Below are 23,060 nucleotides of genomic sequence, written 5' to 3' on the forward strand. Positions count from 1 at the left end.
GCAACAGCGCGTCGGCAAGGCAAACGAATTGGAGCGGATTCTGGCGGGTGGCAGCGCAGCGGCGGGACGCGGGGCGACCGTCGTCGTAGCCATAATATTTTTGTGATCGCCCCCTTGGAAGGGGCGTCTTGTCATGGTGGCACCCCCCGCGGCACCCATGCCTTTGAGGGGCCATCTTCATTTGGCGAGACCGATAACAATTCCACCAGCCTTGCACTCCAAAGAAAGTACGGTTATATATCTGGATATAGCACGGAGGGACGCGATGAGCAACAGTGCGCAGAAGAGAGCCCTCGAGAATTATCGTTCCCGCCTGACTAAGCGTGGCATCGCGCGGTTCGAGATCCAGGCGCTCGATGCCGACCGCGATCTGCTTCGATCCCTTGCCCGGAAATTGACGGAGGACGGTCCGGAAGCCGGGCAGCTTCGCCGGACCATACGGCAGGCAGTGGCGGGTGAGCCTCCAAAAGCGGGGGGGATTCTCGCCGCGCTGCGTCGCTCACCTATGGTCGGCGCAGATCTCGGCCTCAGCCGCCCGCGAGAAGAGGGGCGTAAAGTCGATCTGTGACGCGCTACCTCCTTGATACCAATATCATCAGCAACATCGTAAAGCCGGAGCCGTCGGACTCGCTTCTGGCTTGGATGGGTGCTCAGAAGGACGACGACCTCTTCATTGCTTCGCTTACCGTCGCCGAAATCCGCCGAGGCATCTTAGAGAAACCAAAGGGCAAGAAGCGCAATAGCCTTGAAACTTGGTTCGCGGGCCCCGAAGGTCCTCAAGCGCTGTTCGCTGGCCGCGTCCTGTCGTTCGACGAGAAAGCTGGCCTCGTGTGGGCGCGGCTGATGGCCAACGGCAAAGCCAAAGGCCGTTCGCGAAGCGCGCTAGACACAATCATTGCCGCTGTAGCCGAAGCCAACCAGTGCGTCGTCGTGACCGATAATGAAGAGGACTTCGAGGACATTCAGATCATCAACCCGCTCCGTAGCTCTGGAAGTCAGGAGGTAGGCAGGTGACGATAGCTCGGACGGTCGGGCCGATTCACTTCGAGGATTTCAGCGGCACCGAGTTCGAACGCCTCGTGTTCGCCTACCACCTTTGCGATGGCTGGACTGACGGGCAGTGACCAAGGGCGTGACATCATCGGCACACGTCCGTTCGACGACCAACCGGACGAGCGCACTGTCATTCAATGCGTCAATCGCGGCAGCCTGACCCACGCGAAGGCGGAGAAGGATATGGCCGCGGCGGTGAACGCAGTAACCGGCAAACCTGACGCCTTCAAGTTCGTTTGCCGCGGCAGTGTCTGCCCGGCGTCGCGATGAGGTTCGCGCGGCGGCCGCGAAACTGGGTGTCCCTAAAGTAGCGATCTGGTCCGGCGCGGAATTCGAGGAGCATCTCCGGCTTCGAGCCGAATTTCTCCCGCGCCGCCTAGTACCTCGTCACAGTGATTATGACTCTTTGGAAGTGGCGGGATAGGCGCCAGCCATTTTGGCGCGAGCCTTGTCTGTTGTGAACATCCATTTGATGCGGGAGCGGGCGGCATTTCGTTGTCGTTCCCAGGCGGTGATTTCGCGGAGCAGTCGCTTGGGGTCGTCGATCCTGCGATCCAGGCACTGGCCCCGCAGGACGCCGATTTCGATCTCGACCATGTTGAGCCAGCTTGCGTGTTTTGGGGTGTAGTGGAACTCGAGCCGTCGCAAAATCCGCCTGGCTTCGGCGGGCGGGAACGCCTGATAGAGGGCGCCGGCGGAGTGGGTCGATAAATTGTCCTGGACGACCCGGATGATCTCGGCGTCGGGATAATGGATGTCGACGAGATCACGCATGCATTGGGCGCAATCCCTTGCCGCTCGCCGCTCGGTGACCTTGACCTTGCGCCAGGGACGATGCACGTCGAGGAGAACGAAGAGATTGACCGTGCCATTGCGACGATACTCATAATCGTAACGTTCGAGCCTGCCGGGCTTGGCCGGGATGGGCTGACGCGTTTCGCCGATGAGTTGCACCGGGCTTTCGTCGAAGCAGACCACTGGCCGCCTGGAGTCGGGCGCCTCGGCATAGAGGTCGAGCACATCCTCCATGCGGGCGACGTATTCGCCGTCGACCTGCGGAATGCACCACATGTCTTTGCGCCAGGGCTTGAGGGCATTCTCGGCCAGGCGCCGCCGAACCGTCTCGTGCGACAGGCTCTTGTGTTCGGTGAGCTTGACCATCGCACCCGCCAGCAGCTTTAGCGTCCAGCGGGCACGGCCCTTTGGCGGACTGGCGCAGGCTGTCGCCACCAGCAAGGCTTCTTCCTTGCCCGTGAGTTTGCGCTCCGCCCCGGGACGCGGCTCTTCGCTCAGCGCCCGCTCCAGATTGCCTTCCACGAAGCGTCGCTTGGTCCGGTACACGGTCGAGCCGCTCACGCCGACGCTCCTTGCGATCTCCTCGTCGCTGGTCTCGGCATCGGCGGCCAGCAAAATCTGCGCTCGCTTGAGCTTGCGGGACGCATGCTTGCCGCCGCTGAGCAGCGCCCTCAGATCGGTGCGCTCGATTTGGCTGAGTTCGACCCGATAGCGTACATTCATGGTGTGCCTCCTCGTTCGAGGCACGCACGAACAACTGAATCGGATGGCCGGCGTGAGTCCTTCGACAAAACCCTTCACGCCCACGCAGGGGCAGTATCTGGCTTTTATCCACCTCTATACCCGGCTGCATCGCAGGCCCCCGGCCGAAACCGACATCCAGGAATATTTCCGCGTCAGCCCGCCTACGGTTCACCAGATGGTGCTGACACTAGAACGCGCCGGCCTCATCAGACGGCAGCCAAGGACGCCTCGCAGCATCGAGGTCCTCGTTGATCCGAAACTCCTGCCGGAGCTAATCTGACCGCCGGATCCAACCTGTCAAAATCACTGTGCAGAGCCACTAGTCGAGGGCATTCCGTTTCCCGCCAGCGAAGGCGAGCTGCGCAATTTCGTCGATAAGTTTCAGGACATCGATGACGAGCAAGCCCTCGCTTGTTCGCCCGCGACTTCGACCGGGCAGCGTTTCGGACGCCATTCCAGCAAGAGACCAATCTACTTTCCAGCAAGCCATCGTCGAAATACACCGACTTCCCTCGCTTCACCACATCCGCGATGTGGGCATCCGCAACGCTCTGGAGCTGACGGCCCGTGAACTGGATCAGCTTCGCCGCCGATTCAAAGCGCTGCTCTCCTCCGGACAAATTAGGCCTTGCGGTTGCGGCAATCCCACTTGCCCAACCTTCACGCTTACGGACGCAGCAACTCGCGAGATGGACCGGGCGCGCGACCGAGTGCTTGCCGCTTTCCGACGGTCGTATCCCTCCTTCAAGGTCGTCCTAGAATGACGTGGCCCCGGCTTCAGGAGCCCATTAAGCTCGCCAACACGCGGCCAGATCGGGGATCTCCACGTAACCGATCTTAGCAATTTTTGTTACGTCGATGGTGGCGGCAATACTGGTCGGGCCGCAAAGATGCTCTCGGCGATCCGCCAATCGGCGGGAGTGTCGATCTCATACCATCTCAGACCATCGCACCGCACTGCCGCAAGCTTCAGGCCGCGTCGATCAATCAGATAAGCGAGCAGTTCTTCAGTATAGGCCCCCATGGCGCCGGAGCCGATGATTTCGTCCAGCGCGGGAACGATCGTGCTCCTGAGGGTCGAAGCCGCAAACCGCAGCAAATTTATCGTCTTGTAGAGGGGAGGGCCGTCAGCGGCGAGGTTTCCTGCAGTTTGTTTCATCCGGAATTCCGAAATCAAGCCACTATCCGACAGTACAACGGCTGATCCTTCCATCAATTCGTTGAACGGAGCTACGGCAGCTGCATCAGGAGCGTCGCTCTTCATCAAATAGCGCAGAACATCCTGCTCGAAAAAGACGTCTCCTTCGAGAATATAGCAGTCGCCAGATAGCAGTATGTCGCGCGCAAGCCAGCGAATAGGCACTTCCGGTACTGTCAAAGGCGGGGGAGTGGAGATACTTGATCTGAAGTGCGCCGAAGCGGTGACCGCATGCGTATTCAATAGCGTCCTTGCGGTAGCCAACGACGATCGCCACCTGTTCCACGCCGGCCGTGTCTAGATTTCGCAAAGCATTATGGAGGATAGTCGTACCGTTGACTTCGACCAAAGGCTTCGGTCGCAGATCCGTTAGCGGATGCAAGCGAGAACCGAGGCCGGCGGCGAGGATGACGGCATTCTTTGGTGCATTGATAGCCATTTCAGTCGCTTTGTCGTCGAGGGATATCTCGTCTTCGTCCCAAACGTCGAGAATTCGACGCGCTATGTCAGGCCGATCGAGCCAAAGACATCAATGGCGTTGGCCCACGCCCCCATGAGCGCTCTTCGTCGGTCCAAGATGTTGCAGGCAGTTGCGGCTGCGGCCCGAGGTCTAGGTGTTTAGTCCCAGACTTTGATGGTGCATCCTTATCGCACGATTCGAAGGAAGCGCTATGGGACAGATTTTACACGGCTGCGCCACCACGACGGAGGCAGTCCGTCGAGCAATACAAAATAGTCAAGAGAGCCTGAGAGGCCTCGCTAAGCGCTATGGGATCAACCAGAAGACTGTCGCAAAGTGGAAGCAGCGTGGGACGGTCGCCGATCTCCCGACAGGCCCCAAGGAAGCCAAGTCCACCGTGCTCTCCATCGAGGAGGAGGCGATCATCGTCGCTTTTCGGCAGCACACGCTGCTGCCGCTCGACGATTGCTTCTATGCTCTGCAGCCCACCATCCCCCATCTGACGCGGTCATCCCTGCATCGCTGCCTCCAGCGCCATGGCATCAGCCGATTGCCGGAGGTCGAAGGCAGCAGGCCCGCGAAGAAAAAGTTCAAGGCTTATCCGATCGGCTATTTCCACATCGACATCGCCGAGCTCCAGACCGCCGAAGGCAAGCTCTACCTCTATGTCGCGATCGATCGCACCAGCAAGTTCGCGTTCGTGCAACTGGCCAGGAAGACGGGACGGACCTCGGCCGCGGCCTTCCTCGAAGCTCTGATCGCGGCTGTCCCCTACAAGATCCACACGGTTCTCACCGACAATGGGATCCAGTTCACCTTCCCCCCGCGCTATGCGGACGGCCCGACGGCAAGATACGCGACGCATATGTTCGACATGCGCTGCCAAGAGAACGGGATCGAACATCGGCTGACCAAGATCAAGCATCCCTGGACCAATGGCCAGGTCGAACGCATGAATCGCACGATCAAGGAAGCGACCGTGCAACGCTACCATTACGATCGACACGATCAGCTCGAAGCTCACCTGGCTGACTTCATCAACGCCTACAACTATGCTCGGCGGCTGAAGACCCTGAAAGGCCTCACGCCCTACGAATACATCTGCAAATGCTGGACATCCCAGCCAGAACGATTCAAGCTCAATCCGCTCCAGCAAATGCCGGGACTAAACAACTAGGGAAAGCTTGCAAGGGAGAGGTCCCATTTCAATAAGGACGAAATGTCGTCTGTGTTGGCCGGCTCAGTGCGCTCATAGATCTCAGCAGGTTGTTGCGACGGGTGAGGGGATCGGGACGGGGCACCGCAGGTGCATAGGTCAGCCTGGTAAGAACTTGCGCGCCATGATGAATATCAGGACTGTTGACAAGTACCTCGGCGTAAGGTGAAGCGAAATGCTGTAGCGCAGCAGATGGTTGCATGGCGAGGGTCCTTCGGCAGCTTGTATGCAAATGCGCGAATGAGGCTATTGCCGGGTATCGTCAGAATGCAGATATCGCGCTTCCGCATTGGCGAGTTCATTGTACTTAAGCAATTCGAAGAGCTCATCGAGCGTCGCAATATTGGGCTCAATGCTGCCAGTGGTCTCCTCAGCGAAGATGCGACCGCAGGCCTGCCGCATAGCGGCTATTGCGGCCCGCATGGAGTGGTTGGCCCAGATCACCGTGGAAATGTGGGCCTTGCGATAGGCAGAGACCGGTGTTCGATAGTACTTCGTTGGAACAATCACCACCGGCAACCTGTTCTGCCAGGCGCGCACAAATGCAAGGATCTCGTCGGCAGCGCTCCTTCGCGAGTGAATGAGGATCGCATCGGCTCCAGCGTCGGCGTAAGCGTGAGCGCGAGAAATTGCTTCGTCCATTCCCTGGCCGCCGATCAGCGCTTCTGTGCGGGCCACAAGGACGAAGTCTCCCGCGACTGTATCCTTCACGGCGCGCAAGCGGCTAGAGAATTCATCGATGTCCGCGAGGGGATGCAGATCACCAACGAACGAGTTCATCTTCGGAAAGCAGCTGTCCTCCAGCGCGATCCCGGCAGCGCCACGCTGACGAAGTTTGCGCGCCAGCAGGCGAGCGTTGTTAAAGTTGCCGAAACCACCGTCCCCATCGACCAGAACCGGCAGCTGGCTCGAATCCACGATCCGCTCGACGACGTCGACCAGTTGAGTCCAGGACGCTTCATTGGCGTCGCGGTAGCCCAGAGAGGAGGCTATCGATAGGCCCGATGCCCAGAGGCCCTTGAAACCTGCGCGCTTGGCGATCGCGGCCGACAGACCGTCATGTGCTTCCATGAGAAACGAGAGTTCGCGGCTACAGCAGACCTGAGCGCGTAGCATGTCGACAAGCGAGGAAGCACCGGATTGAGTGAAGCCGTTGGTGAGGACAGATAGTGACTGGTCTTGCATGCTGAGTCCTCGTGCGCTTGGCCGGCCGACGATCGTCATGGAACGTGACATGTGTCTGTCATCTAGATCAATTGCGCAGGTTGGTAGTTGACGCGATCTCAAGCTGTCGGACCCCCCGCTGCAGATGCGCAGGAACTCCGGCTAAGGCCAGACCATCACCGGATCATCAATCGTTTTTGGCGGAAGTAAGCTCCTGCGCTTAGGACGTCTGCCCGCGCGCGCACCGGCTCGGTGTACCAGCATTCCGCGATCCTCGATTGCTCGAGCGCTCGGGTACGAACGAGGAGATGGATGCGTGTCTGAACCGGAGACGCCAGCGGGCTAATGATTGAACCGAGCCAAATGCTCTGATGTCGGCTATGCAACATGCTGTCGCTTTCACGACCCGTCCGATTGGACAAATAGCGTTCAAAAATCAAGCTGAGCGATTGGCACAAGCCTTGATGGAGGCGTGCAAGCAGCAGCCCGTGTGCAAGGAGCGGCAGTGGTGGCTTACAAGAGCATTGGATCTAAGTGCAATGTCCGCAACGAGTACGGGGTCGACCGTTCCAGAGATGCAATGTCTGGCAACGCGCGGGTGGTATTGTCCGCATGATCGATTATTGGATACTGGTTCGGGACAACATCGCTGCGCGCTCGCGTTGCGGCGCTGCGCCTTTTCCGGGTCCTGTACCGGCCGGCAACCATATTCGTGAGGCCGTCGAATTCAGATGGATCGAGGCGGAGGGCCGGCGGATGGATTCCGATGGACCAACTGCAGCCGATTGGCGGAAGGTCAGCACGCTGTCGCTCAATATTCTGACGAAGCAATCAAAAGACATTCTGGTTGCCTGTTGGGCAGCCTATGCTTTGTTTCGGGTCGAGGGATATGAGGGTCTTGCCATTGGCCTCAGCATCTTGCGCGGCATGGTCGTGACGCACTGGGAGGGGCTATTTCCACCATTGAGGCAGGAAGGTGCCCGGGTCGGAGCGCTCGATTGGCTCGTTGGTCACCTTGGGCCGGCGGTGTCTAAAAGTGTGCCGACCGCAGCCGACTCTTCGGCGGTCGTCGCCGCCAATGATGCGCTTGATGATCTCGCTCGCCAACTCACTGGGAAATTGGTCAACGGGCAGCTCGTTTTGGAGGGGGCTCCGGGCGCTGCAATCGCATTATGAACGAGCCACTTGCGAGCTGGCCACCGTGACCCAAGCATGAGTCAACCATGAAGAACCTCCCAAGCGGTTGAGCGGGAGTCGACCGTTGGAGCGTAGCGAGGTTTGAGATTGCAAGAGTTTTTGGGTTTGAAGGTCCGAAAGCTTGTAATTTCATTTCTGCGATTCGTCGAATCGCGGGTCGTGATTCCGTGTTCGCATCGGAAAGGACGATGCGACCCAAGGAATTCGGACAGCGGACAGGCCGATCTTCTGCGCTCGCGGCTGGACGCGATCATCGACATAAACCACGCCCTTGTGAAGCTTTCGCGGACGATCGACTGGTCGTTCCTCGAGGAGCGGTTCGGCGCGGTCTACGAGGACAAGCCGGACCGGCCGCCGCTGCCGACGCGGCTGATGGCAGGACTTGCCATCCTCAAGCGCCTGCGACCTCTCCAATGAGGTGTTGTGTGAGTGCGGCTGGAGAAACCCTCCTACCAGTTCTTCTGTGGTGAGGAGTTCTTCCAGCTCCGGCTGATGTTCGATCGCTCTTCCGCTGACGCGCTGGCGCCGGCGCGGGGGCGAGGAGAAGCTGCAAGCGTTGCTGCAGGGGGGCCTCTCGGTCGCCACCAAGACCGAGGCGATCAAGCCGTCCGACCTCAACCGCGTCATGGTCGACACCACGGTGCAGTCCAAGAACGTGATGTTCCCGACCGATACGCGGCTTCTGAACCGGGCACGCGAAATCATTCGCGGCGTCTTACAGCCAATCTTGGTCTCGGATGTCCCTCGCGACCTTGGTGATGGTGGTGACGTGGTCTGCAACGAATTTCGGGCGGTCATGGCGGCCAATGAGAAAACGTTCGAGCATTACTCATCTCGAATGCTCAAGCGCACCGGAGGCGTGAAGTATCGATATTTGCCGGTAAGCGTTCCATTGACGAACTGAAGGCCGTGATCACCATAGATCATATCCTCACGTACGTAGCCGTCCGTTATGGCCTCTCGATTGTTGCCGCCAACTGTTTTTCGGTCAGTCGTCACTAGATGGCTGGCTGGCGGCGAGCCGAGTATTTCGATTATGGCATCGCGTGGTGTGCCAAGTTTCAATGAATTGAACTGTTTGGAAGGAATTATTCCGGCTTCATTGATGAGCTCGGCTCTCATTCGCGGAAGATCCTCAGATCCAATTGGTCTACGAACCACAACTTTCTCGATGCAGTGTGAATGGATTGGGATGCCAGGGTGCGAGTCCCATTTGATGTAATGATCAGAGCGCAAGATCTCCCAGCCCGCTTCTGTATAGATGGCCTCCAGCTCGCCGCGCCGGAACGATTTCTTGTGACCAGATGCCAAGGACTCCTTCGAAATAGGATGGTCTGGTTGATCGAGCGTGTTCGTGAAGCAATGAAATCCCCCAGGGCGCGTTCGATTTATTAAGGTCGTGACGAGCGGCTTCCAGACTCCCCGTTCGGTGAAATGCAGTACGCAATGCGCTATAAAGACGTCCAGGTAAGCAGGCGGCTGGAAGTCTTCCACACGAGCGACCCCACTCGTTATGTTCACGCCAAGATCACCTGCGAGGCGGTTCAGCTTGGAGATAGCGGTTTCGGAGGTGTCGGTCGCGATCACCTGATGATCAAAATGAGCCAAATAGAGGGCATTGCGGCCTTCCCCGCAACCCAGCTCCACAACCACGCTCTTCGTGCGGAGAGCTGGTGCTATCTCGAAGATTTCGGGACTGGGACCACCCATACACGATACGTTGGGTTCGGCGTAGCCCGAGTCCCACCAGAGTGGTGAATGCTTCGCGCCCCCTTGCATACTGCACCTCACGCTGCCTGATATTGCTCTTCCAGAGCCACTATCGTGCCCGAGTAAAACATCCTCGCCACAATGCTCGAATATGTGAATCCCGAGTGAGTCAGTCGATAAGTATCACCGTCGGCCAGGTCGACGAGCTGCAGACATTCGAGGGCCTTGAGCTCTTCGCTGAAATCGGCGGTCAGTTCGCGTCCGAATACTGAAGCGTAGTTCTTTCTGCTCAGGGCTGACAACGTGAGGCCAAGCAGGACGTAGCGACGCGCGAGATCGTCCGGCGTCAGTTTGATCCCGTGCGATGCTATCGCCTCAGGATCGAAGGAGCGAGCCGAGAAGGCGTTGATGATCGACGAAGCCACACTCGAATCGACTGCATAGTCCGAGCCATAGTGATATTGCCCGAAATAGCTTCTGGCGCCAGCTCCTAATCCTAACAGGGGCGTTCCCTCGAAATCCGAGTTCTCCTGCCGGTAGGCTCGGCCGCCGGCGATCTTGGTGAAACGCGTAAAGGATTCCTGGCGGTAACCTTTGGCTGCCATCAGAGCAACATTCTGGTCGTAGACCTCATACTTTTCCGCATCAGAGAAGAATAATTCGGGGGCGTGCGCCTTCGAGGTCATGATGTTTGTCATCGGACGAACAACAACGGGGTAAAGGGAGACTGTCTGCGGCTCGTAGTCGAGCGCGCGGCCAAGCGAAAAGTTCCAGGAGTCACGGGTTTGACCACGCAGGCCGTAGATCAGATCAAGATTGACGTGGGAAAAACATTCCGTCAGTGCTTTGATTCCGGCTTCTGCAGTCTCGATCGAATATGGTCTACCAGTGTGCGCAAGCTCGCGGGCTACCATGCTTTGGATGCCCATGCTCATTCGGTTGACGCCATGCCCCTTTAGGCATTCCAGAAGGTCGTTGTCGAAACTGCCTGGCGCGCTCTCGACCGTAATCTCACATTTCCGGCTTCGTTTTGGAAATGCAGCGTCGAGGGCGGTAAAAAGATCGCTGAATTGATGTTGGGTCAACAGGGTTGGCGTGCCGCCGCCGAAGTAGATGCTTACAACCTCTCTATCTCCGAAGTATTCTCCATATCGCGCGATGTGCTCTGCCAGCCGAACAACATAAGACTCCCTCGTCGCTGCTGTTTGGCGGGTTGTAAGAAAGAGGGTGCAGTAGGTGCAGCGATAGCGGCAGAACGGGATATGGATATAGATGTTGATTTGCTTGGAACGCCTGGCCTGCTCAACGACTTCAGTTATGCGGAGTGGCTGCGGAAAAGCCCGATAAGCGCGCTTGGAAGGATAACCATAGACGTAGGTCGGCAACTGCTTTTTCGCTATGTTTGTCCGAAGAAAATCCACACAATCCATGACTTAACTCGTTGATTGCCAAAGCCGGTGATTGCCTGAACGCCGTCCTTTGGCCGAACGCCGCCAGTTCATGCTTTGTGATCAACAGTTTCCATGGAAGCTGCCAATCCGCACTCGGTCACGGCGTTTTCATTACTTGTGCTCTTCAGGCCTGGCTGTGCGGAGTCCGCCAACGGCTCCTATGAACGGCCAAGACCTGCTTCCCGAAGTGCAGATGCTTCTTCAGCAATTCTGTCACACAGTATGCTGACATCTCAGTCTTCATTAATTGTCTCCCTCTTAGTGAGAGGATCAATCACTAATGCCGGTAGGCAGCTCCCGCCGCCGTGACCCGACGACACTCAAGAGTCGTGCCAAGTGCGTGGGAAGAGGCACCGAAAAGCCGTCCTGCATTTTATTCAACAACTTAACTGCGAGCGCTGCGGCCTTTCGGTCGAACATCATGGGTCGCGGACGTGAGGAACCGGGGAATTGGGAGCGACGAAGTCATGTCGGAACAGCTGCAACCGGAAATGAGTGCTGGTCTTGTCACGGAGCCAGCAATGTTGTTTTGCAGACATCGTTAGCGCGCCGCACGTTTCCGGAGAGGGGCGCTCTGCCCCACGCGTTTGATTAATTCTCGAAGGATTGCTCCTCATGGCCCAGACGCGACTTGCCGGGTTTCTTCGATGCTCAATCCGTGGCATTTCGGGAATGTGCCAATTGCATCGAGGATCGGCTTTGCGAGTCCCGAACACTGAATCGCTGAAAGGGCCGGCTCCGCTTTGAAGCATAATTGCCCTGACTGCGACTGTTCGCGGCGAAACAATTTTGGGCACCGATTTGACAGGTATCGTGGTTGCAGGTGGAGAGCCGCTCGTCTGTCCAGGCGCAGTGAATGTCATAGGGCGTCAAAGACGTTGACGGTATGTCAAACAAGCATGGAATCCGGAATGAGACTAGAACCTATCTCAAAATTGAAGATCAGCGTCGATCGGCTATAAAGGAAAGATGATTCGGCTGACGGACGAGCAATGGGAGCGCATCCGGAAACACTTTCCGGAAGAGCACATTGCCGACGGCCGGCCGGGCCGGAAGCCGATTGCGACGCATCAGGTTCTCGAAGCCGCTCTTTGGATTTTGAACACGGGCGCGCAGTGGCACATGCTGCCGCAGTGCTATCCGAACTATAAGACCGTACATCGTCGCTTTCAGAACTGGTGTCGCAATGAAGTGTTGCGACGCGTTCTGACCGATATCGCCAACGAACTTCGCGAGAAAGGCTTGCTCGACGAAGAGGAGTGTTTCATCGACGCGACCTTTGCGATGGCCAAAGGCGGCGGTGCAGAGATCGGCCCAACGAGGCGCGGAAAGGGCTTAAAAATCATGGCGATTGTGGATCGCCACGGTTTGCCGCTTTCAGTGAGCACGCATGCCGCGAACCATCACGAAGTGCGCTTGGTACAGCTCTGCTTCGACTTCTACATGATCGAGGCCAAGCCAGAGAACCTGATCGGCGACCGCGCCTATGACAGCGATGCGCTCGACGATGAACTGCGGTCACAAGGCATCGAGATGATCGCGCCACATCGTTCAAACCGAGTGAGGTCGCTCACCCAGGACGGCCGCAGGCTTCGTCGTTATACTCGGCGTTGGCTGGTCGAACGCTTCTTCGCCTGGATACAGTGGCGGCGGCGCCTGCTGGTCCGCTGGGAGTTCTATCCGCAAAACTTCCTCGGCTTCGTCCAGCTCGCTTGCCTGCTGATCCTGTTTCGACAATTTTGAGATAGGTTCTAGTCGATCGCGCGGATTGTCACTGCGCCGTTGCGCGAAGTTCAAGACACGTTTCGAGACCTCGCGATCAGGGTGCGCGCTCGCGCGCTCAACATTGCGCTGGCTAGCGGAAGTCGAGATCCCTTGCGGACGCCCAAATCGTGTGTGGCCGCAAGCCCAATCAGCCTCGAGCCGGGATACAAGCAGACTTGGCGGCGCAATCAAAGTTGAAGCGAGCGCTCGAAATCGGCGGTTAATGGGATCGTATGGCGCGGGATCGGCTCGACAAGTGCGCGGCAGTGAGAAGGCTCATGTCTTGGAGGTGATCGAGTTATCGGTTGGTGTAGGTACAATCTGACAGAGAGAAGGTCGTAAGCCGTGGCAGTTGATCGTCGAACCTTCGCTGTGGGTGGGTTTTCCACGCTCGTGAGTGGATACGCGCTGATGAAGCAGGGGCGGACCGCGCCGGCCTTCAACCCCGTGGTCGTCGGCTATGTCGCCCCGTGGAAGGCCCGGGCGGGCGGTCCAAGCATCAAGACAATCCCGGCTCGCGAGCTGACCCACCTGATATACGCATTCGGCGCCGTTTCTGCGGAAGGATCCGCTGAACTTGCGGATCGTTGCCTCGACACAGGAGCCTGCGACGGAACCTCACGGTCGGGCCCGGTCGGCGGCAATTTCGCCCAACTTGCCGAACTGAAGCGGCGCAATCCGAAGCTTCGGATCCTGATGGCATTGGGCGGATGGAGCGGATCGAAATATTTCTCGGCCGCCGCTGCCACGCCGATTTCGCGCGCGCGGTTCGCGCAATCGGTCATCGAGGCGTTCTTTCGGCCGTATCCCGGTCTGTTCGATGGTGTGGACGTCGATTGGGAGTTTCCCGTTTCGGGAGGGCCTCCAGGAAATCTCGCGCGCCTCGAGGACCGTACGAATTTCACGCTCCTGATCGCGGAACTCCGCCGAAAGCTCGATAAGCTTTCCGCATCGGAGCGCAGGGAGCTGGAGCTCACCATTGCCGTGTCGGCCGCGCCCGACAAAATCGTCAATCTACAGGCAGCCGCTCTCGCCCGGCTGGTCGACCGGTTTCATCTGATGGCCTACGATTATCACGCGGGCTCGGCCCTTGCTGCCTTCAATGCCCCGCTGTTCGCCTGCGCCGGCGATCCAAATCCCGATCTCAATGTCGATGCGAGTGTGAAGGCCTTGATCCGGGCCGGCGTGCCGCCGGCCAAGGTGACGCTCGGGGTCGCCTTCTATGGCCGAGCGGTTGCGGACGTTCCGCCCGAGAACGGCGGGCTCTTTCAAAAGGGGGCGACAGCAAGCGAGGAGTGGGGAGGGAGTGACGGCGTCGATTATCGCGATCTCGTTGCCCGGCAACCGGAAGAGCAGGGCTTTCGCCGGTATTGGAGCAACGAAGCCCAGGTGCCGTGGTTCTATGACGCCGAACGGCGAATATGGATCAGCTACGACGATCCGCTTTCCATTGCGCGCAAGGCGATGTACGCGCGCGCCCATGCACTCGCCGGGATCATGATTTGGGACCTGTTTGCTGACGACGGTTCACTGCTCGCAGCACTCCGCACCGGCACCTTTCCTTCGCAAAAGTCCGAATAGGGGTGTGGTTAGCGCGCCGCGCTTAAGCGCGTCATCGGCGCGCCTCAAGCCAGCCGCGAACTGGGCGGTGCTGGGGAATCAGAGCCACGTCCGATTGAAAGCGGCTCCTGTCGCCAAAAAAAGGCGGCCGGCAGCATCGTTCCAAAGGCATGCCAACGGCAATGCGTGTTTTCTTCCGTGACGCGGCTCCTAATTTGAGGGACTGGCTCGCCTCCAAAGCCTCTTCTGTATTGAGGCTTCTCTAGCGGGGAAGGTGATCTTGGCTACCAAGCACACGAAACCCTGGCAGTGAAGTCGGACAGTCTGAATTGTTTGGTGCTCTTCTCCCTCAAAACGAAGGCGGTTGATGAACGTTAAGAGCCGGGGCGCGCCGAATCTCGGAGCTTGAAGGGTCTAACGAGCTGGCGACACCGTTTGGCGTGATGGGGAAAGACTGAATCCCAGGTTGATGCTCATGAGTACGTGCATGAACCCAGAGCCTCTTGATTGGGCATCTTGAGGCATGTTTCATGTCACCTGCCAGTTGGCGTGGCCTCAGGTTCGATGAAGCGAGCTTGATAATTTCCGAATGCGCCAATCGTCTGCGTCGTACGTTTCCACCGGCAACTGCAATCTTTTGGCCCGTTCGTCGCGGTCCTTCTTTCGAAACTCCCGCTCGCTGCGCTCGAACTTGGCTAGTTCGTCATTCGCGGCTCGCATGAACTCAGCGTGCGAGGCGCTGGCGCTTTGGATACGGTCGGACATATTCATCTCCGGACAATTTGGTCAGAAACGTAAACCGAAATGCCGCGAATGACCCCAACCTTACACCATCTTGAGAACACTGCGAAATAGCAACGAATTGGGTGAAATAACTGCGAACAATGTGAGCGCCACGGCCTATGAACACGACGCATCAACAGCTTAGCGGCTCTTGCCGTGCAACATAGTGGCATGATGCTCGAAGGCCATGTGGCCGAACTGAACGAACACCGAGGCTCTTTCCCATTTTCGCAGCGTCGGGGCACGATTGCTACCGTTGCGGCGCCACAGCAAACGAACAGCCGGTCGGATCGGAGAGATCGGAAAGCGATAAGCCCGGCATTGACGGTCGCGGGACGAACGGCATCGAGGGCATCATCTCGCGGGCAGACCTGGTGATACTCTCTAGCCTGCTAGGGGGGCTGTCGCCGGCCTGAACTGGTATGACAACGAATGTGAAATTGGCCGCAAGCAAAGCAAAGATTGTGAAAACTATTCGCAGTGAAAGCGCCCGCGGCCCCTTTTGGGTTCGGATGAAATATCAACCAGCAGATGCGTGCAATAGATGGTGCGCCTAAAGTATAGACCGTCGACGCGCTAAAAGATGTTGAATGCGGGGCAAGGGCACAGCTGCATCACTTTAGGACTGATGGTGGTCCGCATTATGGAAGCAGCTATGTTTGATACCATCACAGAAGGAGGCCGCGGGTGAGCCCGGAACGACCGGACCATTGTCCCAGCTCGGTTGAAGCAACTCCAACAGCGGCTCGCCGCCACCAGATGCGGCGGAAGAACGAACGGCAGCAGCTCCACTTAAGAACCGGACCCGGTGGTCCTCAGCAAAGGGTCCACTTCACTGCAGGCCGCGCGAACATTACGTCGCATGTCAAAGTCATAGCATTCTCGTCGCAAACGCGACGCCTATTTGTTGTTGATGAGGCTCCACAGCACATGGCAGCTGCACGTGCCGACCGGCAGACAGAGCCGAGTCACCGGACCAGGCAAGACAAATAGATCGCAAAAACGAAAAGCGGGCGCGATGGCAGGCTCCATCACCTTTCCTGGTTTGCTACGCTCAACTAAACTACACAACAGTGAGTGAACTCGAGGCCGGTCGTGATGTCCGCCGCCCTCCATGGCGACGCGCAGAACTTGCTCGGAGTGGAGGGCCGAAGCGAGCGCATTCCATTTATCGAACAGCTTTTTTCTTGGCGTAGTTGGCACGGTCTTTGATAGCTGCTCCTCACACAGAAAAGGAGACAACGATGAAGACCGATATGTCAGCCTATGGCGTAACCGAACTAACTCCTCAAGAGGCATCGGCAACTTCGGGAGGCTGGTTTTGGGCGATTGTGGAAGTGTTGGCGGGCCTAGCAGCATCCATCGCCGCTGGCGGCCTCTTGCCTAAATCTTGAAGCCAAAAAAGAGAATGTGGTCCTAGCTGTCGCGGGATGCTGCCGCAGCTGTGCGTTTTGAACCGCAACTCTAGGAAGCGGTCTTGGTCGCATGGAGTTAGAGCCCATCCGATCGAGCGCACCTATAGCGGCAGCTTTGACTGCCAAGCTGGAGGCTGAGCGGGGCGCGCTCACTGACAGATGCAGATAGTCGGAGCGCTGTCAATCAGGCCGCTGAACGAGGCAGAATGGGGGGCTTGGGTTCTCACTTCACAGTTGCCGCAACTCTTGAGTCCCTTTTTGCGCGGCCGTAGGGCCGGTCGATCCGGCATCACTGAAAGGACTCAAAAATGACGACCGATGTGTCAGCCTATGGTGTAACCGAACTATCTCCTGAAGAATCATTTGTGACTTCGGGAGGGTTTTGGTAGCGCGACAATCTGGCTGGGAAGCCGTCAATCAACGAGTGTTTTTGAGGTCGCGTGCGACGGTGGCCGACCTGGGCCGCGTTTTCGCTCGAGCGCGGTGCGCCTTCGTCGACGTTCATTTCGATGATGGTGGCGTGGTGAACGAGGCGATCGATGGCGGCGAGCGTCATGGCGGGATGCGGGAAGACCCTATTCCATTCGCCGAAGGACTGATTGGCGGTGATCAGCATCGAACGCCGTTCGTAGCGTGCGCTGATGAGTTCGAACAGCACGCTTGTCTCGGCCTGATCCTTGGTGACGTAGGCGAGGTCATCGAGGATCAGGAGGTCGAAGCGATCGAGGCGATTGATGGCGGCCTCGAGGTTGAGCTCGCGCCGCGCCACCTGGAGCTTCTGCACGAGATCGGTGGTGCGGGTGAACAGGATCCGCCAACCGTTCTCGATGAGAGCCAAGCCGATCGCTGTCGCCAAGTGGCTCTAGCCACCGCCAGGGCGGCCCGAACAGCAGCAAATTGGCGCCCTTGCCGACCCAGCCGTCGCCAGCGGCAAGCGCGGTCACCTGCGCTTTGGAAATCATCGGCACGGCCTCGAAGTCGAAGCTATCGAAGGTCTTTTCCGGCCGGCAGCCTAGCCTCGACGAGATGGAGCTCGATGCGACGGCGGCCGCGTTCGGCGATCGCGTGCTCGGCGACGACGGCGAGGAAGCGGGCCGCCGGCCAGCCTTCCTTGTCGGACTGTTCGCCGAATCGTGGCCACAGCACCTTGATGGCGGGCAGCCGCAGCTCGTTGAGCAACAGATTGAGGGGCGCGGTGTCGACGGTGTTGGCCGTGTTCGTGCGGCATCTCCGATCTGGCTGGCGCCGATGAGAAACTCATAGCTGGCGAGCCGGGCGAGCTGCACCATGACCTGCGGCACGCAGGCAGGATCGGGCGCGAAGTGGGCGCGCAGCCGGTTGAGGTCGGGGGCGAGCTGACCGGCGACTTCGGCCTCGCAGCCGCGCTCGTGCGCCAGCGCAAGCAGATCGACCATGAGCCGGCAGGCTTCCCTGTCGGCTTCGAGGAACTCCTTGGACAGGGCATAGTGCATTGAGGCGCGAAATTAACAATGGTGTAGCAGTTTCGCCCGATCCGGATCCCGGCGATGCTCGCTGCCTTCTTCGCGCATGTCGTGTTTCCAACTGCTCGATTAGTCGTGTTCGCAACGCGATGTTCAAGCGGCCCGCTGCACATTCCCTGTCAAGACTCCGAATGACGTGCAAATGCTCGTTTTTGCTGCTCTGCGCGCGGTTGGCCCGAGGCTTGCGTTCCTGCGGTATCGTCGGCAGCAGTTGCTGACCGGCAACGATGTGAAAGGAGAAAACATGGAAAGCGATATGTCAGCCTATGGCGTGAACGAATTGACCCTTGAAGAAGCATGTGCGGCTTCGGGAGGTCACGATGTGATGCCGCCCCACTGCCACCCCATCCTCGGCAAACGCAGTGATTGTAACATCCCAGTCTGCCCGGAGCTCAATAACTAAACGCAAACATTTTGGCGAGCCGGCGAGCGGTACGCGATACCGCTCGCTTGTCCCGCTTCAGTCCGAGAAATTATAGACGTAGTGCTTCGCCAAGATTAAGAAAACGCCTCTGTCTCGGCGGCGGCGCTAAGGTTTCGCAGGTGTGCGGCGAGGCTCTCAGTTGATCGGGTGAATGAGTGCAAAACGGCTTTTCTCGGTCTTTTCGGCGTAATCGCGAGTCTCTTCATTCTATCTCGTCTAGCAGCCGAAGAACGTTGCCGAGGCAGTCGAAGAAAGTTGCTGACGTTACCGCTGGGCTGCGACTTCAGAAGGTGGGTTCTCGGATTACCGCCCATGCAGCTGCAACGGCGAACATGGTTGCAAGGACTGCTGCAAAAGGCGTCGATGGTTGGGTTCGGGTCCGAGGATTCGCGCCTATACGTCCGCATTCGTAAATGACGCTGCTGGCCCTCATACAATTCGTGACAAGTTACTATGGCTCCGGCGGAGGCCGCCTTGTGTACTTTGCGAGGCGGGTTGAGGATTGACCTTAATTTATGGTCCGGCCGTGCATTGCGAGAAGATTCGAAGATTCGTCGAATTGGCGGCGGCGGTCTTGCTTCAATGTATCCGGCCTCTGATTGGAGCGTTTGTGCTCCCGGCCATCATGGATATCAGCGCGCGCGTTCTGATTAGTCTACAGGCCTCGAACGGGCCCTTAAGGTCACCAGTATCCGCGCGCGCTCGTAAGACCGATCCTCCATTTTGTCTTGTCTTCTCGCAGGCCTCGGCTGGAGACTGTTGATGCGGCAATCGGCCGTTCGGTGATCGCACAGGTGCTAGCCTATCTCGGCCGCTATACCCATCGCGTTGCAATCGCAAACAGCCGGCTCTCGCGAGCCAGGGATCCTGATCCCATTCAAGACTAACGGGAGATCGTCGATTTGCACGGAAATCTCGGCAGTCGGGGACGACGCGTCACCGGCGGCAAATGATTGAGGAACTCCGCCGCTGAATAATGAAAAATAGACGATCTTCAGTGCCTTCGCGCGCGCAACGTATTGCGGAATCCAATTGAATGCGCCGCGAGCGGTGACATGACCGATTTGCACTCAAGAAGCTGCCGATAGTCTGTCAAAGCCTGGGCAAATTCACGGTCGCACTTTTCTCTATGACGAGCCTGTCATCAGGGCGGTCAGCAGCCTTCTATGCAGCAAGTATTTTTTCGCTGCTCTACGCTGGCTCCCCACGACTGCTGAATAGTTGTTGAACTAACCCGTTTCCTGCCTTTTCTATCCATCCCCGTCGCCGATCGCTTGCTGCGATTGGCTCTCGACGGGGGACGATCATGGCGGGCACTTCACTCCATTCGGAAGCGTTCTCGCGTGGCGCGCGCATGCTGCGCACCGCGCTGGGCCCTGCGATCGCGACCTTCCTTGAAGACCCCTCGATCGTGGAAGTGATGCTCAACCCCGACGGTCGGCTCTGGGTCGATCGGCTGTCCGGCGGACTGGAGGATAGTGGCCGCACGATGTCCGCCGCCGACGGCGAGCGGATCGTGCGCCTAGTCGCGCACCATGTCGGTGCTGAGGTGCACGTGTAGGTAAATTTGCCGAGACCCGGAGTTGGCACGTCTACTGTGGCAACGCGCGGACGCTGCATCTTGGCCCCATCTGCGAGACCGCCGATAAATTCAACGCGAGCTTTGGTCATAGGTCTGATTATCCCCGGTCTCTTCAGCGATCACGGTGCGCGACAATTGGAGGGCATGTGCCAATCGAAGCTCTCCGGGTGGGAAATTCGAATCTTCCTTCAGGCACCATCGTTTGACCTCCCGACTTGCGATCGATGCTGATCGATCGCCTCAACCAACGCGATCAGATCGACACTACCGTCGATGATCGTATGACGGGGATTGCCGGCGTCGACATGGACGCCGGCGCCCTTATGTTCCTCGTGCTGCCGGCGCAACTCGGTCAATATGATATCGATCAAGCTCACGGCAGCGCCGTCTCTCGAGTCTCCAGTTTGCTGACGCTGTTGAGTTTGTTGTGCCGCGCGACTTGGTCGGACAACAAGTTCGACGGATAGGTCTTGCTCGCCGGCATCCATCAGTGCTTCGTTGAGCGCTTTTACGGCATCAACTATCTTCACGGATGCTGTCTGTTCTGCTGTTGCCAACTCGTTTTCTTTCGCCATTTTCGTTTAAGGGTAGGACGCTGGATTGTGGATCCGGTAGTGGCCGTTCGAGTCGGCCAGGTGGTGCCGGCTTGGCGAGCTATCCGGATGGCTCGGCGTGCTGCGATGAGTGAGGCTCATTGGGGGAGACTCGGGTACACAGCTGTGTGCTCGCTTTATCAATCGGCTAATTCGGAGAGGTCGCCATTGGTAATGCCGAATTATTCGTGTGTTAGCCGTTGCATCCATCCGTTCTGGAGGTCCGGTTGGACTTTGGGCGCCTCACTTGCAATTTTCTCATCCGCTGAACGACAGCGACTTCGCTTCTCTCGAGCAGGATAGAAATACGCTTCGGCACTTCGTTGTTCGAGCCGAGTTCGAGCAGGCGCTCGTCCTCTTCCTTGCTCCATCGCCTGGACCGGTTCCTAAGCGCACTGATATGATTGACTGTCATTCCTTCGCCCTGGTTGTTTGGTGTGTCCTTTGGGTGAAACGCGATTGCCCGCAGACTAGCGGTCTCCAGCGTGCCAGTCCGCGCCGTGAAGGCGGATCATCTCACGATGAGCGCGTTTGATGAAGGCGCGTTCGAACCAAAGGCCAGCACCGAATGACGCGGCAAGCGGCAAGAATGCAGGCGAAATAGCCATTCGCAAAATCCCAGGTCGCATTGCCGGCAGCGATTGCGAGCAAAGTTCCTACCATGAACAGTATTACGAATACTCTTGATCATGTCGGTTCGGCAAATACCGGATGCAATCTTAGCATTACAACCACAGCGATAATCGGCGCAAAGCGGCCGTCATCCGCTGTCTTTCTGCTCGGTCGGCCGATGGTGAGACGCGGTCCACACTCGTGAACAGCCGGTGGTTAATGATCTTTCGCACATTGCGAAGGTCCAGCACCGCGTGCGCGGGGATCGTGACATCAAGTCACTTGGCGAAGATATTCGTATAACACGCGCTTGCGCTTGCGAACGCCTATGCTATTGCTGAGAATATCGATGCGGTCATGTGGATACGCTACTCCTGGGCATAGTCGGCCGCGGCTTTCGCTAGCTGAAGAAAAGCGCTCTCGCGGAGGATGCGGATTCGTTGCCCTTTTGCTATCAGCGCTTCAGCTTTGAGATGCTTGCTGCTCTTCGATTGACCGGTTGCGAAACGGGTCACATCTTGATCGCCCACGATGAGCAGCGTCGTGTTTTTCGTGACGCCGCCATCCACTTCGCGGCCTACACGGGCCGCCAGGTCGGCCGCTTTGCGTCGCGGCATCGACAAAGCTCCTGTGAAGACCACCACTTCTCCAGCGAGCAGGCCGTCGAGATTGCCCTCGCGCGTTATATGGCCCTATGGGGTAAGAGGCTGGCAACGTGTGATCCAGTCGTCAATCGACAGGCCTGTCTCTTCCATAGCTTTAAGGAGGATCATGCCCGTGGCGCGAGCATCTTCCGCTGCATGATGATAGCTGAATGTGATACCGAATTCGCGCGTCAGATCTCCAAGGCCATAGCCTGCGCGTGCGAATTGAGCCCAAGCTCGCTGTGCAACGCGCGTCGTGTCCAGCCACCGGCAACTAACGTCTGTGAGGCGGTGTCGAGCGGATGCCTGTCGCATCGCCGCTCGATCGAATAGCGTATGACTGACAACCACCGCGCCATTCAGGCGCGAGGCCAGTTGCGGATAGATGTCCGGAAACTTCGGGCGCTTCGGATTTGGCTTTCACCGATCCCATGAATAGAGACATTGATTGGGTCAAAGTAGTCATCGGGAGTCACAAGTAGGGACCGTTCCGTCAAGGATGTTACTACTAGTGGGCAAGATTTGGCCAAGCAGGTTTTCCAGGTTCATGGCGCAGACGCTGAAGGCGCACCGCTGTTCCAGCGAAAGCTACGGCGTGCGGACGTCTTGCGCTTCTTCGAGAAATTGTCACCGTGTTTGGTCGGAATGGAAGCATGCGCGAGCGCGCACTATTGGGCGCGCGAGATCGCGGCTTTTGGTCATGACGTCAAACTTCTGCTACCTCAATATGTGAAGCCATTCGGTGCGCCCCGACGGCGCGTATTACCAGTGGAGGAAGGATCCACCCAGAGAGTTGTCGATTGATCTGGTAGCTGACGAGCGGTTTGGACGAGCAATCGGACGGATCGAAGCCTCGTGACAAAGGTCGCTTTAGGCGGCCGAGCAATCCAGCGGGCCGTAACGTGAGTGAAGCCTGAGCACGCCTCGAAAGTTACGATGTGAATGCCGATCCGATCGTATGGCGGGGGAGGCCGTGCGGACAGGGAAGCAATCGACGCACGCACCTGTCTGGTTCACCGGGGTAATGGGCACGGCACGTTGGAAAGGTAGTACGGGTAATCGGGGGAGACCCGTCTTGGTCGAAGGTCGCGCCTTCAGCATTGAGTAGTGGATGGACCGGACGGGAGTCGGACAGGGTCAAAGGTACCGATGAAACCGGGTAATTCCGGCGGAGGAAAGGACCCTGACTTCAG

At 58.0% G+C, this 23,060-nt stretch carries 18 protein-coding genes, 1 tRNA gene and 7 pseudogenes; 15 read left to right on the forward strand and 11 right to left on the reverse strand.

Features of this window, described 5'->3' with window-relative positions:
* Window positions 1-265: 265 nt before the first annotated feature.
* From EI171_RS11830 to EI171_RS45590, 3 genes are all read left to right on the forward strand, one after another.
* Window positions 266-568: a hypothetical protein gene (locus EI171_RS11830; protein WP_028343822.1), complete on the forward strand. Its 303-nt coding sequence runs from the start codon at window positions 266-268 to the stop codon at window positions 566-568.
* The gene (locus EI171_RS11835) at window positions 565-1,014 is read left to right on the forward strand and encodes a type II toxin-antitoxin system VapC family toxin (RefSeq protein WP_161533414.1); all 450 of its coding nucleotides are present in this window, start codon (window positions 565-567) and stop codon (window positions 1,012-1,014) included. The genes EI171_RS11830 and EI171_RS11835 overlap by 4 nt, the downstream gene beginning before the upstream one ends.
* An 87-nt stretch (window positions 1,015-1,101) precedes the next feature.
* Entirely contained in the window at window positions 1,102-1,323 is a 222-nt protein-coding gene (locus EI171_RS45590; protein WP_246740518.1) for a hypothetical protein, read from the forward strand.
* A gap of 126 nt (window positions 1,324-1,449) precedes the next feature.
* Here EI171_RS45590 and EI171_RS11845 read toward each other — a convergent pair whose 3' ends face one another.
* Window positions 1,450-2,571 carry an IS630 family transposase gene (locus tag EI171_RS11845; protein ID WP_161536976.1) on the reverse strand — a complete coding sequence of 374 codons (1,122 nt, stop codon included), beginning with the start codon at window positions 2,569-2,571 and terminating at the stop codon, window positions 1,450-1,452.
* 43 nt (window positions 2,572-2,614) lie between these two features.
* Here EI171_RS11845 and EI171_RS11850 point away from each other — a divergent pair, with 43 nt between their 5' ends.
* Entirely contained in the window at window positions 2,615-2,872 is a 258-nt protein-coding gene (locus EI171_RS11850) for a LexA family transcriptional regulator (RefSeq protein WP_161533226.1), read from the forward strand.
* Between the two features lie 570 nt (window positions 2,873-3,442).
* On the opposite strand, the pseudogene EI171_RS11855 reads toward EI171_RS11850, so the two are convergent.
* A pseudogene (locus EI171_RS11855) lies at window positions 3,443-4,229 on the reverse strand (phosphocholine cytidylyltransferase family protein).
* Window positions 4,230-4,461: 232 nt separating this feature from the next.
* Here EI171_RS11855 and EI171_RS11860 point away from each other — a divergent pair.
* Entirely contained in the window at window positions 4,462-5,427 is a 966-nt protein-coding gene (locus EI171_RS11860) for an IS481 family transposase (protein WP_161533415.1), read from the forward strand.
* A gap of 285 nt (window positions 5,428-5,712) precedes the next feature.
* On the opposite strand, the gene aepX is transcribed toward EI171_RS11860, so the two are convergent.
* Window positions 5,713-6,582, reverse strand: coding sequence for a phosphoenolpyruvate mutase (gene aepX, locus EI171_RS11865; RefSeq protein ID WP_161536977.1), 870 nt, complete (start codon window positions 6,580-6,582; stop codon window positions 5,713-5,715).
* 660 nt (window positions 6,583-7,242) lie between these two features.
* Here aepX and EI171_RS11870 point away from each other — a divergent pair.
* Window positions 7,243-7,806, forward strand: coding sequence for a type VI secretion system ImpA family N-terminal domain-containing protein (locus EI171_RS11870; protein WP_161533416.1), 564 nt, complete (start codon window positions 7,243-7,245; stop codon window positions 7,804-7,806).
* 209 nt (window positions 7,807-8,015) lie between these two features.
* Window positions 8,016-8,527, forward strand: a pseudogene (locus tag EI171_RS45595) (transposase); the annotation flags it as partial.
* A gap of 125 nt (window positions 8,528-8,652) precedes the next feature.
* Here EI171_RS45595 and EI171_RS11885 read toward each other — a convergent pair.
* A complete protein-coding gene (locus tag EI171_RS11885) occupies window positions 8,653-9,480 on the reverse strand; it encodes a class I SAM-dependent methyltransferase (RefSeq protein WP_161533419.1) in 828 nt (275 codons plus the stop codon).
* Window positions 9,481-9,614: 134 nt separating this feature from the next.
* Window positions 9,615-10,967 carry a coproporphyrinogen-III oxidase family protein gene (locus EI171_RS11890; protein ID WP_161533420.1) on the reverse strand — a complete coding sequence of 451 codons (1,353 nt, stop codon included), beginning with the start codon at window positions 10,965-10,967 and terminating at the stop codon, window positions 9,615-9,617.
* Between the two features lie 990 nt (window positions 10,968-11,957).
* Here EI171_RS11890 and EI171_RS11895 point away from each other — a divergent pair.
* The gene (locus EI171_RS11895) at window positions 11,958-12,731 is read left to right on the forward strand and encodes an IS5 family transposase (RefSeq protein WP_161533421.1); all 774 of its coding nucleotides are present in this window, start codon (window positions 11,958-11,960) and stop codon (window positions 12,729-12,731) included.
* Window positions 12,732-13,097: 366 nt separating this feature from the next.
* Window positions 13,098-14,333, forward strand: coding sequence for a glycoside hydrolase family 18 protein (locus EI171_RS11900; protein ID WP_161533422.1), 1,236 nt, complete (start codon window positions 13,098-13,100; stop codon window positions 14,331-14,333).
* 534 nt (window positions 14,334-14,867) lie between these two features.
* On the opposite strand, the gene EI171_RS11905 is transcribed toward EI171_RS11900, so the two are convergent.
* Window positions 14,868-15,077 (reverse strand): hypothetical protein, encoded by a 210-nt coding sequence (locus EI171_RS11905; RefSeq protein ID WP_161533423.1) that lies wholly within the window; start codon window positions 15,075-15,077, stop codon window positions 14,868-14,870.
* Between the two features lie 1,262 nt (window positions 15,078-16,339).
* On the opposite strand from EI171_RS11905, the gene EI171_RS11910 reads away from it, so the two are divergent.
* Window positions 16,340-16,489: a hypothetical protein gene (locus EI171_RS11910; protein WP_161533424.1), complete on the forward strand. Its 150-nt coding sequence runs from the start codon at window positions 16,340-16,342 to the stop codon at window positions 16,487-16,489.
* 434 nt (window positions 16,490-16,923) lie between these two features.
* Here the strand turns inward: EI171_RS11910 and istB are convergent.
* A pseudogene (gene istB, locus EI171_RS11915) lies at window positions 16,924-17,692 on the reverse strand (IS21-like element helper ATPase IstB).
* A 38-nt stretch (window positions 17,693-17,730) separates the two neighbouring features.
* Window positions 17,731-17,946: pseudogene (locus tag EI171_RS11920) on the reverse strand (IS21 family transposase); the annotation flags it as partial.
* Between the two features lie 208 nt (window positions 17,947-18,154).
* Here EI171_RS11920 and EI171_RS11925 point away from each other — a divergent pair.
* From EI171_RS11925 to EI171_RS11935, 3 genes and pseudogenes are all read left to right on the forward strand, one after another.
* Window positions 18,155-18,415, forward strand: coding sequence for a hypothetical protein (locus EI171_RS11925; protein WP_161533425.1), 261 nt, complete (start codon window positions 18,155-18,157; stop codon window positions 18,413-18,415).
* A gap of 815 nt (window positions 18,416-19,230) precedes the next feature.
* Window positions 19,231-19,323, forward strand: a complete 93-nt coding sequence (locus tag EI171_RS45600) for a transposase (protein WP_246740519.1) — start codon at window positions 19,231-19,233, stop codon at window positions 19,321-19,323.
* Window positions 19,324-19,742: 419 nt separating this feature from the next.
* Window positions 19,743-19,991: pseudogene (locus EI171_RS11935) on the forward strand (P-type conjugative transfer ATPase TrbB); the annotation flags it as partial.
* 215 nt (window positions 19,992-20,206) lie between these two features.
* Here the strand turns inward: EI171_RS11935 and EI171_RS11940 are convergent.
* Window positions 20,207-20,593 (reverse strand): hypothetical protein, encoded by a 387-nt coding sequence (locus EI171_RS11940; RefSeq protein WP_161533426.1) that lies wholly within the window; start codon window positions 20,591-20,593, stop codon window positions 20,207-20,209.
* Here EI171_RS11940 and EI171_RS11945 point away from each other — a divergent pair.
* A tRNA-His gene (locus EI171_RS11945) sits at window positions 20,589-20,659 on the forward strand. The genes EI171_RS11940 and EI171_RS11945 overlap by 5 nt on opposite strands.
* 932 nt (window positions 20,660-21,591) lie before the next feature.
* Here EI171_RS11945 and EI171_RS11950 read toward each other — a convergent pair.
* Both EI171_RS11950 and EI171_RS46710 read right to left on the reverse strand, forming a co-directional pair.
* Window positions 21,592-21,909 carry a BRCT domain-containing protein gene (locus tag EI171_RS11950; RefSeq protein WP_371740539.1) on the reverse strand — a complete coding sequence of 106 codons (318 nt, stop codon included), beginning with the start codon at window positions 21,907-21,909 and terminating at the stop codon, window positions 21,592-21,594.
* A gap of 6 nt (window positions 21,910-21,915) precedes the next feature.
* Window positions 21,916-22,263, reverse strand: a pseudogene (locus EI171_RS46710) (exonuclease domain-containing protein); the annotation flags it as partial.
* 126 nt (window positions 22,264-22,389) lie between these two features.
* Here EI171_RS46710 and EI171_RS45605 point away from each other — a divergent pair.
* A pseudogene (locus EI171_RS45605) lies at window positions 22,390-22,608 on the forward strand (IS110 family transposase); the annotation flags it as partial.
* Window positions 22,609-23,060 lie beyond the last annotated feature (452 nt).

It is taken from the genome of Bradyrhizobium sp. LCT2 (genome assembly GCF_009931255.1).
GTDB classification, from domain to species: domain Bacteria; phylum Pseudomonadota; class Alphaproteobacteria; order Rhizobiales; family Xanthobacteraceae; genus Bradyrhizobium; species Bradyrhizobium diazoefficiens.

Coding starts and splice junctions, on each gene's coding strand:
- EI171_RS11940 (WP_161533426.1), bottom strand. CDS start 20,593: ATGGCGAAAGAAAACGAGTTGGCAACAGCAGAACAGACAGCATCCGTG.
- EI171_RS45590 (WP_246740518.1), top strand. CDS start 1,102: ATGGCTGGACTGACGGGCAGTGACCAAGGGCGTGACATCATCGGCACA.
- EI171_RS11845 (WP_161536976.1), bottom strand. CDS start 2,571: ATGAATGTACGCTATCGGGTCGAACTCAGCCAAATCGAGCGCACCGAT.
- aepX (WP_161536977.1), bottom strand. CDS start 6,582: ATGCTACGCGCTCAGGTCTGCTGTAGCCGCGAACTCTCGTTTCTCATG.
- EI171_RS11850 (WP_161533226.1), top strand. CDS start 2,615: ATGGCCGGCGTGAGTCCTTCGACAAAACCCTTCACGCCCACGCAGGGG.
- EI171_RS11895 (WP_161533421.1), top strand. CDS start 11,958: ATGATTCGGCTGACGGACGAGCAATGGGAGCGCATCCGGAAACACTTT.
- EI171_RS11890 (WP_161533420.1), bottom strand. CDS start 10,967: ATGGATTGTGTGGATTTTCTTCGGACAAACATAGCGAAAAAGCAGTTG.
- EI171_RS11870 (WP_161533416.1), top strand. CDS start 7,243: ATGATCGATTATTGGATACTGGTTCGGGACAACATCGCTGCGCGCTCG.
- EI171_RS11830 (WP_028343822.1), top strand. CDS start 266: ATGAGCAACAGTGCGCAGAAGAGAGCCCTCGAGAATTATCGTTCCCGC.
- EI171_RS11910 (WP_161533424.1), top strand. CDS start 16,340: ATGAAGACCGATATGTCAGCCTATGGCGTAACCGAACTAACTCCTCAA.
- EI171_RS11925 (WP_161533425.1), top strand. CDS start 18,155: ATGCTCGTTTTTGCTGCTCTGCGCGCGGTTGGCCCGAGGCTTGCGTTC.
- EI171_RS11905 (WP_161533423.1), bottom strand. CDS start 15,077: ATGTCCGACCGTATCCAAAGCGCCAGCGCCTCGCACGCTGAGTTCATG.
- EI171_RS11860 (WP_161533415.1), top strand. CDS start 4,462: ATGGGACAGATTTTACACGGCTGCGCCACCACGACGGAGGCAGTCCGT.